19 protein-coding genes are annotated in these 17,218 nt (G+C 33.2%); 4 read left to right on the forward strand and 15 right to left on the reverse strand.

All coding sequences use genetic code 11. The features are described from left to right. The first annotated feature begins 32 nt into the window (after nucleotides 1–32). The 3 genes from K5781_RS05640 to K5781_RS05650 all read left to right on the forward strand — a co-directional run bounded on the left by K5781_RS05640 (nucleotide 33) and on the right by K5781_RS05650 (nucleotide 3,564). Nucleotides 33–2,204: a thrombospondin type 3 repeat-containing protein gene (locus K5781_RS05640; protein WP_297441650.1), complete on the forward strand. Its 2,172-nt coding sequence runs from the start codon at nucleotides 33–35 to the stop codon at nucleotides 2,202–2,204. 17 nt (nucleotides 2,205–2,221) lie between these two features. After that, a complete protein-coding gene (gene dusB, locus K5781_RS05645; RefSeq protein WP_297441746.1) occupies nucleotides 2,222–3,184 on the forward strand; it encodes a tRNA dihydrouridine synthase DusB in 963 nt (320 codons plus the stop codon). A 140-nt stretch (nucleotides 3,185–3,324) separates the two neighbouring features. Continuing rightward, nucleotides 3,325–3,564, forward strand: coding sequence for an Lrp/AsnC ligand binding domain-containing protein (locus K5781_RS05650; protein WP_179362489.1), 240 nt, complete (start codon nucleotides 3,325–3,327; stop codon nucleotides 3,562–3,564). Nucleotides 3,565–3,720: 156 nt separating this feature from the next. Here the strand turns inward: K5781_RS05650 and K5781_RS05655 are convergent, their stop codons facing one another. Continuing rightward, nucleotides 3,721–4,062, reverse strand: coding sequence for a P-II family nitrogen regulator (locus K5781_RS05655; protein WP_297441654.1), 342 nt, complete (start codon nucleotides 4,060–4,062; stop codon nucleotides 3,721–3,723). Nucleotides 4,063–4,410: 348 nt separating this feature from the next. Between K5781_RS05655 and K5781_RS05660 the strand changes: the two genes are divergently transcribed. Then, nucleotides 4,411–5,100: a hypothetical protein gene (locus K5781_RS05660; RefSeq protein WP_297441655.1), complete on the forward strand. Its 690-nt coding sequence runs from the start codon at nucleotides 4,411–4,413 to the stop codon at nucleotides 5,098–5,100. On the opposite strand, the gene K5781_RS05665 is transcribed toward K5781_RS05660, so the two are convergent. The 14 genes from K5781_RS05665 to K5781_RS05730 form a co-directional block, all read right to left on the reverse strand. Beyond that, a complete protein-coding gene (locus tag K5781_RS05665; protein ID WP_297441657.1) occupies nucleotides 5,090–5,677 on the reverse strand; it encodes a hypothetical protein in 588 nt (195 codons plus the stop codon). The two genes, K5781_RS05660 and K5781_RS05665, sit on opposite strands and share 11 nt — an antisense overlap. 70 nt (nucleotides 5,678–5,747) lie before the next feature. Further along, entirely contained in the window at nucleotides 5,748–5,969 is a 222-nt protein-coding gene (locus tag K5781_RS05670; protein WP_297441659.1) for a hypothetical protein, read from the reverse strand. Nucleotides 5,970–5,990: 21 nt separating this feature from the next. Next, entirely contained in the window at nucleotides 5,991–6,554 is a 564-nt protein-coding gene (locus K5781_RS05675; protein WP_014965831.1) for a TATA-box-binding protein, read from the reverse strand. Between the two features lie 65 nt (nucleotides 6,555–6,619). After that, nucleotides 6,620–7,075, reverse strand: a complete 456-nt coding sequence (locus K5781_RS05680; protein WP_297441662.1) for an ASCH domain-containing protein — start codon at nucleotides 7,073–7,075, stop codon at nucleotides 6,620–6,622. A 1-nt stretch (nucleotide 7,076) separates the two neighbouring features. Further along, a complete protein-coding gene (locus K5781_RS05685; RefSeq protein WP_297441664.1) occupies nucleotides 7,077–8,618 on the reverse strand; it encodes a pyridoxal-phosphate dependent enzyme in 1,542 nt (513 codons plus the stop codon). Between the two features lie 66 nt (nucleotides 8,619–8,684). Beyond that, nucleotides 8,685–10,247: a vWA domain-containing protein gene (locus K5781_RS05690; RefSeq protein ID WP_297441666.1), complete on the reverse strand. Its 1,563-nt coding sequence runs from the start codon at nucleotides 10,245–10,247 to the stop codon at nucleotides 8,685–8,687. Next, nucleotides 10,248–11,042, reverse strand: a complete 795-nt coding sequence (locus K5781_RS05695; RefSeq protein ID WP_297441668.1) for a MoxR family ATPase — start codon at nucleotides 11,040–11,042, stop codon at nucleotides 10,248–10,250. It abuts the gene before it with no gap. A 40-nt stretch (nucleotides 11,043–11,082) separates the two neighbouring features. Next, on the reverse strand, nucleotides 11,083–12,540 hold the full coding sequence (locus tag K5781_RS05700) for an NAD(P)/FAD-dependent oxidoreductase (protein ID WP_297441670.1): 1,458 nt from the start codon (nucleotides 12,538–12,540) through the stop codon (nucleotides 11,083–11,085). A 185-nt stretch (nucleotides 12,541–12,725) separates the two neighbouring features. Then, nucleotides 12,726–13,154: an RNA-binding domain-containing protein gene (locus K5781_RS05705; protein WP_297441672.1), complete on the reverse strand. Its 429-nt coding sequence runs from the start codon at nucleotides 13,152–13,154 to the stop codon at nucleotides 12,726–12,728. A gap of 22 nt (nucleotides 13,155–13,176) precedes the next feature. After that, the gene (locus K5781_RS05710; RefSeq protein WP_297441674.1) at nucleotides 13,177–13,788 is read right to left on the reverse strand and encodes a 30S ribosomal protein S3ae; all 612 of its coding nucleotides are present in this window, start codon (nucleotides 13,786–13,788) and stop codon (nucleotides 13,177–13,179) included. Nucleotides 13,789–13,828: 40 nt separating this feature from the next. Then, complete coding sequence (serS, locus tag K5781_RS05715) at nucleotides 13,829–15,094, reverse strand: serine--tRNA ligase (protein WP_297441676.1); 1,266 nt, start codon at nucleotides 15,092–15,094, stop codon at nucleotides 13,829–13,831. Beyond that, a complete protein-coding gene (locus K5781_RS05720) occupies nucleotides 15,094–15,336 on the reverse strand; it encodes a KEOPS complex subunit Pcc1 (protein WP_297441678.1) in 243 nt (80 codons plus the stop codon). Before K5781_RS05720 ends, serS begins: the two co-directional genes overlap by 1 nt. Beyond that, nucleotides 15,299–16,720, reverse strand: a complete 1,422-nt coding sequence (locus K5781_RS05725; protein WP_297441680.1) for a DHH family phosphoesterase — start codon at nucleotides 16,718–16,720, stop codon at nucleotides 15,299–15,301. Before K5781_RS05725 ends, K5781_RS05720 begins: the two co-directional genes overlap by 38 nt. After that, the gene (locus K5781_RS05730) at nucleotides 16,720–17,169 is read right to left on the reverse strand and encodes a 30S ribosomal protein S15 (RefSeq protein ID WP_179360585.1); all 450 of its coding nucleotides are present in this window, start codon (nucleotides 17,167–17,169) and stop codon (nucleotides 16,720–16,722) included. The genes K5781_RS05725 and K5781_RS05730 overlap by 1 nt, the downstream gene beginning before the upstream one ends. Between the last annotated feature and the right edge of the window lie 49 nt (nucleotides 17,170–17,218).

Here is a 17,218-nt window from a genome sequence, read left to right on the forward strand (position 1 = left end):
ATAAATACTTGATAATAGCGGAGTCAGATAGAATGAAAAAACAATATCTTTTAGGATTTTTACTTTTACTAACCTCTACTATTGGAATGATGCCTTCAAGTGTTTTTGCTGCTGATCCAATAGATACTGATGGTGACGGTGTTCCAAATAATTTAGATCAATGTCCACATCTTCTCGAAGACTATGATCCAGAATATGGCAATAACATAGACGGTTGTCCTGCTGATTTTGTACCATGGTATGATGCTGATTATGATGGAATCCAAGATCATATCGATGATTGTCCAACTGTTAAAGAAAATTACAATAAATTCCAAGATGAAGACGGTTGTCCTGATTTATCTCCTGAAGGTAAACAAGGAATTACTGATTCTGACGGTGATGGTTATCCTGATTTTATGGATTTATGTCCAAACAGGCCAGAAACTTTCAATGGATTTGATGACAAAGACGGTTGTCCTGATGATGCTTCTAGTTTGAGAGATAGTGACAGAGATGGAATTTCCGATGGTCTTGATGCATGTCCACTAGAACCTGAAACCTATAATTTCTATCAAGATACTGACGGCTGTCCAGATAATGTTGATACTGTTGATTCTCTTTATGTATTCCCAGATACTGACGGTGACGGAATCGACGACAGATGGGATCAATGTCTGAATGAACCAGAAAACTATAATGGATACTTGGATTGGGATGGATGTTCAGATGTTCTTGGTGCAGATTCTAATGGTTTGATTGATTCTGATTATGATAGCATTCTTGATTCTGTAGATGCATGTCCATTTGAACGTGAAAATTTTAACAAATTCCAAGATGAAGACGGTTGTCCAGATGAAGTTGAACTTTCAATTTCTGGTGATTCTGACGGTGATGGAATTTTAAATCAATTTGATGTATGTCCTTATTCAAAAGAAACTTACAACAAATTCCAAGATCAAGATGGTTGTCCAGATTTGATAGCAGATGGTTCAATAACATATGACTCTGACGGCGATGGAATTGTTGATAATCTTGATTTGTGTCCAAACCAACCAGAAACTTTCAATGGATTTTCTGATCAAGATGGTTGCCCTGATAAGAACAACTCTCTTCTTGATTCTGATCAAGACGGTATTCCAAATATCTCCGATGCATGTCCACTAGAACCTGAAACTTATAATTTCTTCAAAGACGGTGATGGCTGTCCAGATTCATCTAACTCTATTGTTTCATCTTATGTATTTCCTGATCTTGACGGCGATGGAATCGATGACAGATGGGATCAATGTCTGAATGAACCAGAAAACTATAATGACTTTTTAGATTCTGACGGTTGCCCTGATGTTGCTGGTTTTTCAAAACCTGCTTTACCAGATGCTGATTATGATGGAATTCCAGATGAATATGATTCATGTCCTACCCTTGGAGAAAAATATAATGGCTTCCAAGATGATGACGGTTGTCCAGATACTATAGCATATGATTCCTATGGCGATGCTGATTTTGATGGCATTACTGACAATGTTGATCAATGTCCTAACTCTAAAGAAACTTACAATAGATATCTAGATGAAGACGGCTGTCCAGATCTAATTCCTGATAACAAGCGCACAGCAGATTCTGACGGTGACGGAATTCCTGACATTCTGGATTCTTGTCCTGCTCAACCTGAAACGTATAATGGCTTCCAAGACAAAGATGGCTGCCCTGATAAACTAGTGTTTACATTAGATTCTGATCAAGATGGTATTCCAAATATCTCAGATGCATGTCCCCTAGAACCTGAAACTTATAATTTCTATCAAGATACTGATGGTTGTCCAGATTCAATTAGTACTGCTATTCCGTCTTACATATTTGCCGACTCTGACGGTGATGGAATAGATGATAGAAAAGATGCCTGTCTTGATGAACAAGAGAACTATAACGGTTATCTAGATTGGGATGGTTGTCCTGATGTATTGGCAGCAGAATCTACTACACCTACACGACCAGATTCTGACGGTGATGGATACTATGATGCAATTGATTCTTGTCCAACAAATCCAGAAACATGGAATAAATACAATGATCATGATGGTTGTCCTGATACTGCTCCAGAACAACAAAGATTTGTCCATGATGACGACCTAGATGATATCATTAATGACGAAGATTTGTGTCCATCAGATCCAGAAGACTATGATGGTGATCGTGATTTAGACGGTTGTCCAGATCCATAATCTCCACAAATTTCAACATGCTTCCAAAATTCTCCAGTCTTGCATTTCTAGCTCCTATGGCAGGAGTAAGTGATCCAGCTCTTAGATTACAATGTAAAAAAATGGGGGCTGGATTAGTGGTGACAGAATTTACAAATATTCATAGTATTATTGCAAAAGAAAATCAACTTAAAGAAAAAATGAAAACAATTCAAGAATTTATCGAATATTCTGATGAAGAACGACCATTATCAATTCAATTATTTGGTTCTGATCTAATTGCCTTAGAAAAGGCAGCTAAAATTGTAGAACCTTTTTTTGATATTATTGATTACAATATGGGCTGTCCAGCTCCACACATTACTCAACAAATGGCAGGTGGTGCATTATTGCAAGAAGTTAATTTAACACAACAAATTTTCAGCACACTTGTAAATGCAGTTAAAAAACCTGTGACTCTAAAGATTCGTTCTGGAGTAACTGAAGCAAGCAAATTCCTCTTTAGAGATATTGCAGAAATTGCTGAAGATGAAGGAATTGAAATGATCACTCTTCATCCAAGAACTGTAAGCCAAGGATATTCAGGAAAATCTGATTGGGACATGATTAAAGAACTCAAAGAAATTTCTAGTATTCCGATTGTTGGAAATGGTGATATTACAACTCCTGAAGAAGCAAAAAATATGATTGATAGAACTAATTGTGATTATGTTATGATTGGTAGGGGTGCAATGGGTAATCCCTTCCTTTTTGAACAAATTAATGATTATCTGAAAACTAATTCTTACAAAGAATACACATTCAATGATAGACTGGATTCATTTTTTGATTATTTGCATCTTACAAATCAATACAAAATAAAATTTGCAAATATCAAAGGTCAAGCAATGAGATTTACTAAAGGACTGAAAGGTGGTTCTAAACTACGTTCTAAAATTACTATGACAAAAAATATTGAAGAACTGGAAAAGATCATGAAAGATGCTTATAGTCCATCTTAGAAATATTTCAAAAAACTGACAATATCTTTACATTCATCCAAGTTATATCTCGATTTCACTTTAAATTTTTAAGTAAATTGGATTATTCTTATATATTTCAACAAAGCATTTTAAGTATGAAAATCGGAGTTGAGTCATAATTGGCCACAGCTTATGTTCTCATAAATTGTGAGCTAGGTTCTGAAGAATCTGTTATCTCAGAACTAAAATCTATTGAAGGTGTTGTTGAAGTACATGGTACCTTTGGTGCATACGATATTTTGGCTAAAGTAGAATCAAGTCAAGTAGAAGCACTTCGTGAAACCATTACTTGGAAGATAAGAAAAATTCCTAAAATTAGATCAACCCTGACCCTCATGGGAATTGAAGGTCAACAATAACCCTTCAAACTCCTCTGCTTTTATACTCAAATTGTAATAATGTGCTATCCCTTCAAAAAACATGTCCCCCAAAGGGATACCAACCTGAGAGGAGTAGTTACCCTCTCAGCAGTAATATTTTCAATTTCTAATGTATGTTTTGATAAAAGAAAATGATTAGAGGGCTTCAGGACCACTCTTTTTAGATGCTATATTCAGAACGCTATCTACATTGGACACGGCAATAATTCCGTCTCCTCCTTTTCCAGTAAAAGCTGCATCAGCAATTGCTGAGGAAATTTTTTCTACGTCTGAGTCATCTACAATTGTACTTACAGTTGCAACCTGGTTGTATTCTGCAGTTACATGACCGGTTCCTCTACCAGATCTCATTTCTTGTCTGGCTCCAGAACCTCTGCCTTTTCCTTCTAAAATGGTGAATCCCCCTACAATGTCTTTAATTGCGTCAGTGACTGCACCAATTTTAGTTGCTTGAACAGTTGCCTCAATTCGTTTCATTTGCATTCTTTTTTTCGTATTGTTTAAAAAAGATCATATGTTTTTATTCAAATTTTATGATACTATTCATCAATTGGTTATGTCATAATCCTCTGGCCTTTTTAATACTAAAAGAGAGTAAGATTATGAAAAGTGATGAAAAAAGATCTCATAGGCTAAACTACCTTTTACGGTGTTATTTATCCAATCCAAAAGAAACTGATCTATTTCAAAGAGCAAAACAAATGGGAGTTACTGATTCAACAGCCAAAGATTACATAAGAACAGTAATCATTCAAGCCCAAAAAATCTACTCAAAATAGCTTTCTGACATATATTCATAAATAATCACTTTGAGAGAAAATAAACATGACAGATCCATTGCTGGATGATGTAAAGGCTCTTTTGGATAAAGATTTTGGAGATGATAGAATTCTAAAACAGATCTGTAGGGCATGTGAGCGTAATGAAGTTATTAGTAATTATGAAAGAAACTATGTCCGAAAATTAGCTGAAAAACATTTAGGAAAAAAACCTGAATCTCCTCAACCTACTGTTGAACAAAAACCAGTTGTACCTGATGTTGTGATACCTGAAACTCCCTCTATTTCACAAACTCAATCATTTCAAACTCAACCTGAAATTAATTATTCAAAACCAAAAAATAAAAAAATTATGTTGGGTATTGGGGGTTTGGCCTTGATAATCATTATAGCTGCTGCAGTATCCTTTAGTGGTGTTACAATTGGAACTCCAAAAATAGATACTATAGACACTATTCCAACTTCATTGTCTATTGAAACCGATTTAACATCATACAAAAACAAGGATCTCATTTCAATCAGTGGGATTTCTGATATTTCTGGAACCGTTAACATTTCAATCAAAAACCAAAATAATGAATTAGTATGGACAGAAGAAATTTCATTAAAAAATAATGGACAATTTTCTACCCTAGCTATTGCAGGAGGTTCAGGATGGGAAAAATCTGGAACTTATACAATAATAGTAGATAACGGTAAAGAAACAAAATCAAATACTTTTGGATTTACAAAATAGTTCCTTCAAATTCTTTCCAATGAGAGTCAACCAAATCTCGTAATCTTTCAACGCTTATTTCATTCATGTATTCCCGATAAACAATGAATTTGTTTTGTTTACCAATGTCATCCCCGTAAATATCTGTAGTATTCTTTGGTATGGCACCTGACTTCCATTGATTCATCTCAAAAATCCATATCGTTGAATCTGGATTGGAAAAATCAATATCGTCACATCCAACAATATACAGATAACATTTAGTTGCAATGTTTAATTTTTCATGCAGTTTTTCATAAGCGATCATTTGACCTTTTGCTATGTTGATTTTATCATTATGAAATCCCTTGAATTCTAAAATAATGAAACTTCCTTTGTGTTCAATCAACCAATCTATGTCAGTACCTCCTGAGGCTATCATTCCGTGCACAATCAAATCCCCTAAAACCTCTCTTCCACGAGTGAATTCTGATTCATCAAAAATCTGATATTTTGCCTTGGCACTTTTTCGAATGATTTGTTTTGATGTTTGATTAGTCTGATTTTTACTATCTTTTTCATAAAATGTATCAATCAAATCCCTGGTCTCATTAGGCATAACCTCTAAAATTTATCACCAAATGATAAGAGAGTTTGTAAAATTTAGTAAAGTATATGATTTCTCTAATCTATCTGCAAAAAAATTCGTTTCCTGTGCCTTTGTACAGAACAAAATACTCTTCTGGATTCTTTCTGTCTTTTTTTGCATTCAAAGCATCTTGATACATTTCAAAATGTTCAATTAGATACAATTGATTTCCTGGCTCTGCAAAATAATCTATTCCAACCAAATCGAATCCTTTTTCAGGAGTCAGTTTGATCTTTTCATCCTCAAAAATATCTCTGGCCAATTTTTAAAATTATTATAAAATCTATTGATCATAAATCATTAGAGTTTTTTCTTCTAATAATGCGTGTAAGTTATGAACAGAACGATAAACATCTGATTCTTTTTTTGCTCCAGTACATACTAGTTTACCAGATGCAAATAACAAGATTACCGTTTTAGGATCAAGCATTCTATGAATGAGACCTGGAAATTGCTCTGGCTCATACATACTTCTTGGTAATGTTCTTGCAGCTTTCTCCAAATGAATTTTTCCTCCAAGATTTATTGCTGCAACTATGTTTTGAACCGTAATCACTGCATCTTTCTTAATTTTGATTTTACCTTTTCTTAATTTTTGAACAACGGTATTGACTGCTTTTATCGCCATTTCTTCTGATTTAGCTCCTGTACATACCATTTTACCTGTTCTGAAAATCAGTGTTGCAGTTCTGGGATTTGTTAATCTAAATACAAGACCTGGAAATTGTTCTGGATGATATTCGGTGTCTGGAAATTTTTCTGTAATTTCAATTAGATCAATTTTTTGATCTACTGATGCGGATGCAACTACATTTTCAACACTGACAATTGGCTTAGTTTGAGGCATAACGAGGGACTTTATATATCCCCTTTATATATACTAGTCCAACTTTTCTGCAATCTTTCTGTTTTCTAATGATGTCCAATCCATTGGTATCTATATTCTTCATCAATAATTTCTGATACAATCTCTTTGTTTTTGATTTTAGTTTTTGGAATTTTTACCTCAAAAAAACCCAACTGACCTTTCCAAGGAATTGGAATCCTAAACGGTTTGGCATTTTTTAACATGAATCCAAAAGTTTTGTTTTGAAATTTTTTTGATGCAAAATGGAATTTTCTATCTGATTTGATTTCTTTAATTGAATTATATTGTTTAACATCATATAATATTGCTTTACCAATGATTGCACCAGTTACAAATTTTTTTCCGATCTTCAATCTTTTAGAATCTTCTGTTCTAACTTTTAATGGAGAATGAATTAAAAATTCGCCACGAAAACTTGTATTCCAGCTTCTTAATTCAATAGTTTTTTTTCCTAAAATTATTAAATCAGCAAATGGTTGAGATATTGAAAGGCATTTCAAATTATTCTCTAGCTACTTGAATGTATTCTCCAGGGTTTTTGCCTCTTCCTTCAGGCAAATTAGTAATTCCACCATTCAAACTTTGAGTAACTATTCCTTTGCTAGCTAAAACCTGTGCAGTCATAAGTGATGTATTTCCTGCCATACACACAAGTAATGACTTTCCTTTGGAACCTTCTAGCTCTTTACTGAGTTCTTCGGGAATTTGTTGTGTTGATAATAGATTGTTAATGGTAGATGCTTTTGGTACAGTAATTTTTGATTTGTCAACACCTAGTGATTTTGCAATAATTTCAATTCCTTCTTCTTTAGGTGTATATTGTGTGTGAACCCAAATTATATTGTCATAATCATCTGCAACAGCAGCTGCGTCTTCTACTGATATTTTCATTGGAGGTTTATCTTGTGAAATTTGCTCAAAATTCTTTCTGTATTTTTCAATCCCATCAGCAATCATTACCACTGCTTTTTTGATTTCCCCCTTGTATGCCATCTCTAGTGCTGCAAAAAGCTCCAATGCACTGCTCTCACCAATATCATGTCCCTTATCTACCATAAACTTGAGAAGGAATTTTATATTCTCAAAATCAACTTCATGTTCTGTATATGATTCAGGGTTGTATAGTGTGAGGCCTTCTGCCTTTGATTTTGTCCTGATTCCTGCTACATCTTGGCCTAATGGTGGAAAAACAACATGAACAGACTTTTTGTTGTATTTCTCAGACATGTACTTGCTTAGACCCCCTGATGTGCCACCTGTTCCAAATGAACAAAAGAGTGCATAGTCTTCTAATGAATCCCCATTTTCGTGCAACTGTTGATCAATTTCAGGTGCAGTGACTGTATTGTGAATGTCAATGTTTAATTCATTATCGTATTGTTTTGGGCAAAACATATTGTAAATCTCTGCCAAGAATCTTGCTAGATTAATGATATCTTGTTTTGCTAGTAGCTCTTCAATCTCTCCAAGGTTATCGTCAAAGACTTGAGGATCAAATCCAATTTCAGTTAATTGTGAACGAATATTTGCAGCAGTTGCCTTTGCTGCCATCTCATCAGCCTTGTTCTCCATTCCAGGAGCTGGACAAATATCCATATCTAAATCCATAATTTTGATATTTTCATTTCTTAATTCTTTGAAGACACCTTCTTGCAATTTTCTTGAAACAAGTGCAACTACGGTTACTCCAAGTTTTGATAATAGGCCTAGTGCAATTCCAAAGTTACCTGATGTAGCCTCAATTACTATTCTTTTTCCATTACATTTTCCAGATTTAATTGCCTCGTGAATGATATGTGATGCTGCTCTTACTTTGATAGATCCACTAAGTAATTCTGAATCAAATTTTCCGTAAATTTTGAAATCCTTGTCATCTAGATTTAGTTTAAAGACACTTTTGGCACACTCTTTCAAGTCTGCAGTTAGATCAACTAATGGCGTTGCATTTACAATCTTGCCTCCTTCTTTGTGTGGGATTTTGTTCCATACTTCTTCTTCAAATTTTTGTAATAATGCAGGATCGTAATTTTGATTTTCTGACAATTTCTAAATCTACTGATTTTTTCTCAATAAAATATCTATAGAAAATTAGTTCAGCCTATTTTCAATTTAGATGTCTAAAATTTTGATGACCTTGTTTGGAATGTCTCTTAGACGGCTTACTGCCATAGTTTTTTCATATCCTAAATGTCTTAGATTGTTTGCGATAGTTGTGGCCCTTACTGTATTTGGTCCTAGGCCTAGAGCAACCATGTTTATACCCAATCCTTTTAGTGATTTTGTCATGTTTCTTACTGCGTCAGGATCTGATGGTTCTCCATCTGTTAATGTCAAGAAAATATCTGGCCTCTTTGATTGTAGAATAGGAAACATTTTGTCATAAACTTCTGCTAATGGGGTTGAACCATTTGCAACAATTTGTGCTAGTCGTTTTGCAGTAATATTGTTCCATTTAACATTGTCTGGTTTGATGGACCAACATATCATTGTTCTATTTTCTGTACTAAATGCATAAACTGCAAATTTGACTTTAAGAAATGCCAATACTTCACATAGTGCCAAAGTAGCTTTTTTGTATTCAATGGCATCTGATGCAATGCTAGAAGAATGATCTAATAATATTACAATTTTTGTTTTTATTGACTTTTTTACATCAGTAAAAAATGGTTCATTACCATCAATGTAATTTTCTTCATCAAATTCATCTCCTGATCTTAAATGTTGTTCAGTCCATCCTGATTTCCATTCTTTAAATTTCATTTTTAAACCATTTATCAATCTCAAATCATAGATCTTTGTTTCATCAACATTCTTTATAGTTGGAGTTTGAATTCCAATTGTTTCTGATGATAATCCTTTGTTTTCAGTTTTTTTATTTTCATCCAACAAAACTTTGTATTCATCATATACATCGTCTCCTCTAAGAATTGATGTTGGATCAACAGTTCCAATTTCTCCTTCTTTATTTTTAGAAATTATCTTCAAAACTTTTAGTAATTCATCTTTTGATAAGGCCATTCCAGCTTTCATAAATGGTAAAGATATTGGTATTGTTAGTAAAGAATCAATATCTAGAATCTTAATTATTTCACTAACATTTTTTTCAACCCAATCTGTATCTTTCTTTTCATCAATTGCTTGTCTAACAATTTTTTTTGCAAAAATAGATGCTTTTTTAATTTTTTCAAAATTGCTTGATTGCATTTCACCTTTTATGACTCCAAACATGAAATATTGATAGAATGCCTCTACCACTCTTGCTTTTCCATATACTGTGTGTAGTTGAGGTCTTGCAACAAGCATGTATGTATAATTGAAAAGAATTTCATTGTCCATCCCTTTCCATATTTTTCTACCTAATTGCTCAATTCTTTGTGTCTCCATTGTATTGAGAATGAACCCAAAAGCATGATCATTACTAAGAATTTTTTTACAATATTTTATTCTCATAGATTCATACCATAATGAAGTTCTAAATTGACGATATTTTTGAAAATCATCTCCTATCCTTTTTTCTAAAGGAGTTAAGATCACTTTGTTTTCTTTTAATCTTGTTTTTGTTTCTACTTTGTCTGAAATTTCAATAATGACATCGTCTTTTTCAGACCATCGTCTAGCAAGAAAAGTTGCAATTTCTACTAACGAATCATTTTGAAGTTCAATAACTTGCATTTAATTCCCAAACATCGAAGTAATGATGTCACTAACTTTTTGATATTCTATATTGCCCCATTGAGTGTATACATTTCCAAAAACAATTTCAGCAGATTCTTTTGCTGACATTCCTTTGTCTAAAAGTTTTCCAAAAGCAATAGTTTCTCTTAAGCTTGGTGAATAAAATAATTCTTCAACTGCTGCAGCTTGTCTTAACGTATTTGCTAGTTTAATTGCTTGAACAATTTCTGTTTCATGATCTCCTGAAACATATTTTTTCACAATTTCTAATTCTACATTTTCTGGTGGATATTCTAGTCTAATTCTTACTGGAAATCTACTTAGTAATTGTGGTGGTAATTCTTTTGTTCCGCTATGTGTTAATGGGTTGATTGTAGCAACTACAAACCATCCTTCTTTGGCTTTAATCACTTCTCCTGTTGATTCTTTTAATACAATTTGACGTCTATCATCTAATGCTTCATCTAATCTGAGTAGAACATCTGCCTCAGCTGAATTAATTTCATCCAAATATAACATGTCTCCACTTTTCATGGATTTTATCAGTAGCCCTTCATCAAAACTTACAGTACCTTCTGTCAGAGTCTTTGTACCAACCAAATGACTTTCTCTAGTTCTGAGACTAAAATTGATTGATTCTAGGTTTACATTCTTATTTTTTGCAAAATCTCTGACTAGAGTTGTTTTTCCAGTTCCCTTTGGACCTATAATGAGCACAAAAAGCCCTGCTTCATGTGCTTTGTTAAGAATTTCAATTGAATTATTCCAATCTAAATATTGTGTTTCCTCCAAAGTAAGTTTTCAATGATTAAAACAATATTTAATATTAGATCTAAGATCCAAATGCTTCTACTTTAGCAAATGCTGCATCCATTCTTTGATGAAGAGTCTTATTCCAATCATCAAATCCTGATGGATCTTTAGGATAATTATGATAATGTTCAACTAACCATTGATTTTCTTTTGAAGTGAATCTTAATCCATCTGCAACTGTTTTGTTCATTGCACCTCTAATTATCATTCCAATTTTTCCTAACCCTGAAAAATCTGGATGTTCACCTTTACTAATTGATTCTACATCCATATTTCCCAAAAAGTGTTTCATACCATAGCTAATTTGCTCGTTTGTCATCTGTTGGACTAGTCTTCTAAAAAGTTCTAATCCTGCAGTCTTGTAACCATATTCTTTGATATAATCCAAATTGTATTGCCATAATCCTGCTTCAGAAACATCATTTGCTTCTAATGCTTGGGCTACATTATTTCCTAAAATTGTTCCTGCAATCAAAGCTGGTCCAATTCCTCCAGCATCAATTGGTTTTGGCATCCATGCTGAATCTCCGACCATCATGTATCCTGCTGAAACCATACAATCATTTTGTCTTCTTACTGAAACTTGGAACACTCCGGAATTATTATTGATGTCTTGTGGTTCTTCAGACAATTTTGGATTTCTGATTGCAGTATTTCTATGAAGATATTCTTTCATCAATGATTCTACATTATCTTTTTTTCCTAATCTTTTGTTTCTTTTATCTAAAAGAGATTTTTCTACTCCTAAACCTATATTGACTTTAGTTTCTCCTTTTGGAAAAACCCAACCATATCCACCTGGTGCAATATCTTGATCTAAATGAATTATACAATAGTCAGGATCAAATTCAGTAAGATTTTTCTCTCCTTTTTCAAAATGCATGATATATCTTCCAGTAGATTCTAAATCTCTTCTATCGATTCTTTTCTCTACTTTGGTTGAGTTTTGAAGTCCATTTCTAAGCATGGATGTAACTCCAGTTGCATCAATTACAATTTTTGCTGTTTTTTTGTATGGCTGTTTTGTTTTGTTATCTACTCCTTGAATTCCAACTGCTTGTTGTCCATCATAAATCAGACCTGTGAGATTAATTTCATATTCAAATTCTATACCCATTTTTTTACATCTTTCATTTTGAATCTCTGGTAATTTTTGGCGATTTAACATGAACCCTGCACCGTCAAAAGGAATTGCAGTATCCAAATCTGGTGAGAAAGCCATGACTCCTTTTACATCATGTTCGATTTCAGGTCTAGTCCATTCTACTTTGATTCTTTCTGACATAAAATCAACTGCTTCTTTGGAACATGCATCTCCACATACCCATCCTGCAAGTGATTTTCTACCTGGTAGAAATTCTGTATTTCTATCTACAACCAAAATTTTTGCATTTTGATTTGAGTAATGAGATATAGCTTGTGCAGTAATAGTGCCCGCAAGACCTCCTCCTGCTACTATTACATCATAATCTGACACGATATTGGAGTTTGTCTATCCGTATTTAAAATAATACCATGAAATCGACTAGAAAGTCAATGCATCAAAAATATGATCGATAAAAGGGGTCGGTTCGTCGCGGCGTCTTCAAAGCTTTCGCTCAGACTGGAGCGGCTGTTATTTCCTCATTCCCAAATTGTATAGTTGTTTTATTCCTATTTAATCTAGTTGGCAATTTGAAAAATTTTAGAAAATATTTTGATGGTGTCTTTTTTGTTATAAATCGGAGTATGAATTTTTATTTTTATTGTCCCTTTCTCTTGAATTACTAAATTCCCTTTGATAAGTTCCTGTTTATCTAATCTTAAATGAAATCTAGAATCTTCTGTTCTATCTTCAATTTCTTCAATTAGTTTATTCACTTGTTCATCTGGAAGAGATTCAAGTAGTACATTCATGAAATTTTGAGCCTGTTTTTTTCCAATATTTGCATTTAACATGATGATGGGATTTTCATAATGTCCTTCTGTTTCCTGAATTGTAAAATCTTCTTCTTGTACATCTAAGACATCTTCAAAAGATTGGAATATTTTTGAAATGTCTTCTGTTGCATGCACGATTACATGAATAGAAATTTCAATCTTTAGAGCCATTATTGTAGACTAACTTTGTTGGCTATGCTTCAAGTAATTTTGTTTCTTTATCTGCAGTTCTGATAAGTTTTACTTTCTCAAGACCTACATGTCTTACTCTAATTACTTTTTTGAATGCTGCCATTATATCTGAATTAATTTTACTGTAACATGTAGCTTGGACAAATTGATCAATTGTCATTTCTGGGATTGTTTTGTTGATCACATCCCTAGCTATTAGTCTAAGAGCATGTTGTCTTGATGTATTTAGCTGTCTATGTGTTAGAGCCAGTAATTTTATTCTAAAGATGTAACCATCTTTTGTTTTAATATCAATAATGAAATTAATTTTTGAAGAACCTCTTCTAACTAAACTACGCAAAAATTCTTTTGAATATTCATATCTCTTGAAAATTGTTGATGCTTTATCACCTTCAACTTTGTTAATTTGGAAATAGATTTTGTATTGATGCTGTGAAGGATCGCCTTTTAGAATGTCATATAGGGTAACTTCTAAAACTCTTCCAGCTGCATTCTCATCATCTGTTATTGGAACATAGGCAATTGGAACATTGTTAAATGAATCTGGAGCATGTACTGTAACCCAGCGTTTTTCTCTCCACTTGTCCTTTACTCGACCTTTTCTACGTGCCAATTATTAACGACCTTTGAACCCAAAATATAAGGGTATGTCACTAGATCTCTTTCTGGTTTCCCATATAGCTCTGTAAAACAGTAGGAATCTTAATGTGTCCATCTTTAGTTTGATTGTTTTCCATAATTGATACTAAAACTCTAGTTGTAGCTATTAGGGTACTATTCAAAGTATGAACATACTGTGTATCTTCATTTGTTTTATCTCTAAATCTAATCTTTAGTCTCCTTGCTTGATATTCTAAACAATTTGAACATGAAACAATTTCTCTGTATGCATTTTGTCCTCCCATCCATGCTTCAATATCATATGTTTTTGCTGAGACCTTTCCCATATCTCCTGAAGATAGTAGCATTACTCTATGAGGAATTTCCAAATTCTGATAAAATTCTTCAGCAACTGCTAACATGTTTTCATGCTCTTTCCAAGAATCTTCAGGTCTTGAAAAAACAAACTGCTCAATCTTATCAAATTGATGAACTCTAAAAATTCCCTTTTGATCTCTTCCATGTGCTCCTGCTTCTTTTCTAAAACATGGACTAATTCCTGCATATTTTAATGGCAAATCTTTCCCTTCAAGAATTTCTTTTGATCTCATTGCCGCCATAGCATGTTCAGACGTACCAATCATGTACAAATCTTCATCTTCTACTTTGTAGATGACTTCTTCAAAATCATCTGCAATGACAGCTCCCTCCATAGATTCTCGATTAATCATGTATGGTGGTTGAACTAAAGAATATTCTTTTTTTGCCAGATAATCTAACCCATAATGAATTAGTGATTGATTTAATCTTACAAGATCATTTTTCAAATAATAGAATCTGGCTCCTGCAACTTTTGCAGCTCTTTCAAGATCTACTAAATCTAAATTTTCTGAAATATCTATATGATCATTAATTTTGAAATCAAATTCGGGGAGTTTTCCCCAGTTCTTTATCTCTTTATTTGCTGTTTCATCTGGTCCAATAGGAACCGATTCATGAATGAGATTTGGAATTGTTAATGCTAATTTAGAATATTTATTTTCAATGTCCAATTGCTCTGATTCTAATTTTGATTGTTCTTCAGAAATTTCTATCATTTTATTTAATATCTGGCTTGTATTTTCTCCTGCTTTTTTCATTTTTGCAATTTGTATACCTGTCTCATTTTTCTTTTTTCGTAATTCGTCAGTCTTGATAATAAATTCACGTCTTTTTTTATCTGATTCAATTAACCCATCCAAATCAAAATCTACGGATCTTGCTTTTAGCATATCCCGAATGATCTGGGGTTTTTCTTTGATTAATTTTGGATCTAACATTATTGTATCACCTTTAATGCAACTTGAATATGTTCCATAACTTCATCAACTGTACTAGTGAGCTGCTTCATATTCTTTTTACTTTCAAAATTAAAAATTAATTTGTTATCAATATTTTTAACATTGAGACTTAATCCTTCTGGAAAATTCACATTATCTGGTTCTAGTGCTTTTTTCACTGTTTCAGCTTTTTCTTTAGATATGTTATTGAGTATTACCTGAACTTGACACGTTAACGACATTTACTTCCAAATAGTTGAGGAATTCATCCAATTTGTCTTTAGTTATTTTAGCTCCTGCTGCTGCATTATGACCGCCCCCAATACCATCAAATTTTTCAGCCCCTGTTTTCATAATTTCACTAAGATTGATGTCTGATGTACATCCAAATGATTTTCTAGATGAGAACTTTATTGTATTTTCTTCAGCCTTTGTTCTCAAAATTACAATTTTCCCTGAATTTTTTGGAGAACCTGCTATGAGTGACGAAATTGTACCAGTCATTGTTTCTGGAACTATGTCTTCACCATTTACCATTACACATGTTTCACTTTCTGAAATTCTCCATCTTTCATTGGATAAAATATTCATGTATTCTCTAATCATCTTTCTATAATCTATGAGAATCGTTTCAGCCTCTCTTAAGATCTTATTTCGATCACCCATACAAACTGCCATTCCAACCCCTGAACGATTTATTCTTCCACAAGAGTTTAACATTGTTGAAAATTCTCTTCCATCCCGTAAGAAACTCCGATTATCTTCTCTTGGAAATGTATACGTATATCCAATCAATTCTGTCATAATTTCAGTAACATTTTTCCCAGAAGCAAATTTTGTAATTGCCTCAATCACTTGTCTTTTTTCATCTTCGTTTAATTCGGCTGGAACTCTCCATCTTCCCTCTTCTTTCAAATTAATTCCTGCAGAATTTAGGATGGAAAAACATGCATCTCTATTCCAAGTTAATCCTTCAATAAATGGCTGAGATGTAAATGCTAAGGCATCTGCAAGTGGTCTTGTTTCTCGTCCTACCAATAATAAATCCAAATCTATGTCGACTAAACCTTGTTCTTTTGCAATATTGGCTATTTCAAAATTTTTCCCTGTAAATGATTTTCTTTCTCCTTGGTCTTGCCTATCTCCTAATGCTGAAACAACAGCAATTGCTGACAAATCTGTATTTCTTTCATCTAATGCCACTGAGGCCAAATATGCCATTCCTCCAGCACATATTTCCAAACCCCCATCAATTCCATACTTCCATGAATTTATTACATTTTGATTCTCTTTTTCTTCATCTGAAATTTGATGATGATCTAGAACAATCCAATTATCTCCAAGTGTTTTATCTAATTCCTTTGCAAAACCTCCGCCCAAATCCGTTACTATATGAAAATCTCTGGAATCTGTTTTGAGCGATTCTAGAACATTTTTGCTAAATTCTTTTGAAGTTCTAACAGTACAATTTGCTCCTGCTCTAATTAGCGCTTTAGTAATTATACTTCCTGAAGTTAATCCATCACAATCAATATGGGTTGTAACTGATATTGATTTTTTTGATTTTATACAATCTGAAATTTTATCTTTGAAAAATGAAAGTGATTCATCAAGTGATTTTGTCATTACTCTAGTTGAGCAACCACGGATTTATACTTCCATGTTTTGGAAATTCTTCCAATTCTTTTGTAGTAAACTGATAGTCTGTGAACCTTGGCTTCAATTAACTCCAAAGATCTGACATTTCTGTTATCTCCTTTGTTAGCTTTGAGATGTTTCTGAAGACCTACTGCTTTTCTTACAATATTTTCAAGATCTTCTGGCATTTCAGCTTTCAAATCGTTTTCCTCTAAAATTTGACCCATGCTTTTCTTTGTAATTGGTTTGATTAGAGGAATGGAATGTTGATCTCTTAATTTAATTCCGATCTGACTTGGAGTCAAACCATCTTTAGAGTATTTTATTACAAGTTCTTCAATTTCTGCAGGACTTTGAGTAATCCATGATGGTGCACGAAGTGTAGCTGGTCTAATAGAATGTGATTTTCCATGTCTGTGTGTATGCATTCGTCCCATAATTTGGCTCATTATGGTAGAGAATTAAACGTTACTTATACTGATCTCG

The sequence above is a fragment of the Nitrosopumilus sp. genome (assembly GCF_025699255.1).
In the GTDB taxonomy this organism is placed as follows: Archaea; Thermoproteota; Nitrososphaeria; order Nitrososphaerales; family Nitrosopumilaceae; genus Nitrosopumilus.

Excerpts from the sequence above, each read along its gene's own strand:
- K5781_RS05640 (WP_297441650.1), top strand. The coding sequence starts at position 33 with ATGAAAAAACAATATCTTTTAGGATTTTTACTTTTACTAACCTCTACT.
- dusB (WP_297441746.1), top strand. The coding sequence starts at position 2,222 with ATGCTTCCAAAATTCTCCAGTCTTGCATTTCTAGCTCCTATGGCAGGA.
- K5781_RS05655 (WP_297441654.1), bottom strand. The coding sequence starts at position 4,062 with ATGAAACGAATTGAGGCAACTGTTCAAGCAACTAAAATTGGTGCAGTC.
- K5781_RS05660 (WP_297441655.1), top strand. The coding sequence starts at position 4,411 with ATGACAGATCCATTGCTGGATGATGTAAAGGCTCTTTTGGATAAAGAT.
- K5781_RS05665 (WP_297441657.1), bottom strand. The coding sequence starts at position 5,677 with ATGCCTAATGAGACCAGGGATTTGATTGATACATTTTATGAAAAAGAT.
- K5781_RS05675 (WP_014965831.1), bottom strand. The coding sequence starts at position 6,554 with ATGCCTCAAACTAAGCCAATTGTCAGTGTTGAAAATGTAGTTGCATCC.
- K5781_RS05690 (WP_297441666.1), bottom strand. The coding sequence starts at position 10,247 with ATGCAAGTTATTGAACTTCAAAATGATTCGTTAGTAGAAATTGCAACT.
- K5781_RS05705 (WP_297441672.1), bottom strand. The coding sequence starts at position 13,154 with ATGGCTCTAAAGATTGAAATTTCTATTCATGTAATCGTGCATGCAACA.
- serS (WP_297441676.1), bottom strand. The coding sequence starts at position 15,094 with ATGTTAGATCCAAAATTAATCAAAGAAAAACCCCAGATCATTCGGGAT.
- K5781_RS05720 (WP_297441678.1), bottom strand. The coding sequence starts at position 15,336 with ATGTCGTTAACGTGTCAAGTTCAGGTAATACTCAATAACATATCTAAA.
- K5781_RS05725 (WP_297441680.1), bottom strand. The coding sequence starts at position 16,720 with ATGACAAAATCACTTGATGAATCACTTTCATTTTTCAAAGATAAAATT.
- K5781_RS05730 (WP_179360585.1), bottom strand. The coding sequence starts at position 17,169 with ATGGGACGAATGCATACACACAGACATGGAAAATCACATTCTATTAGA.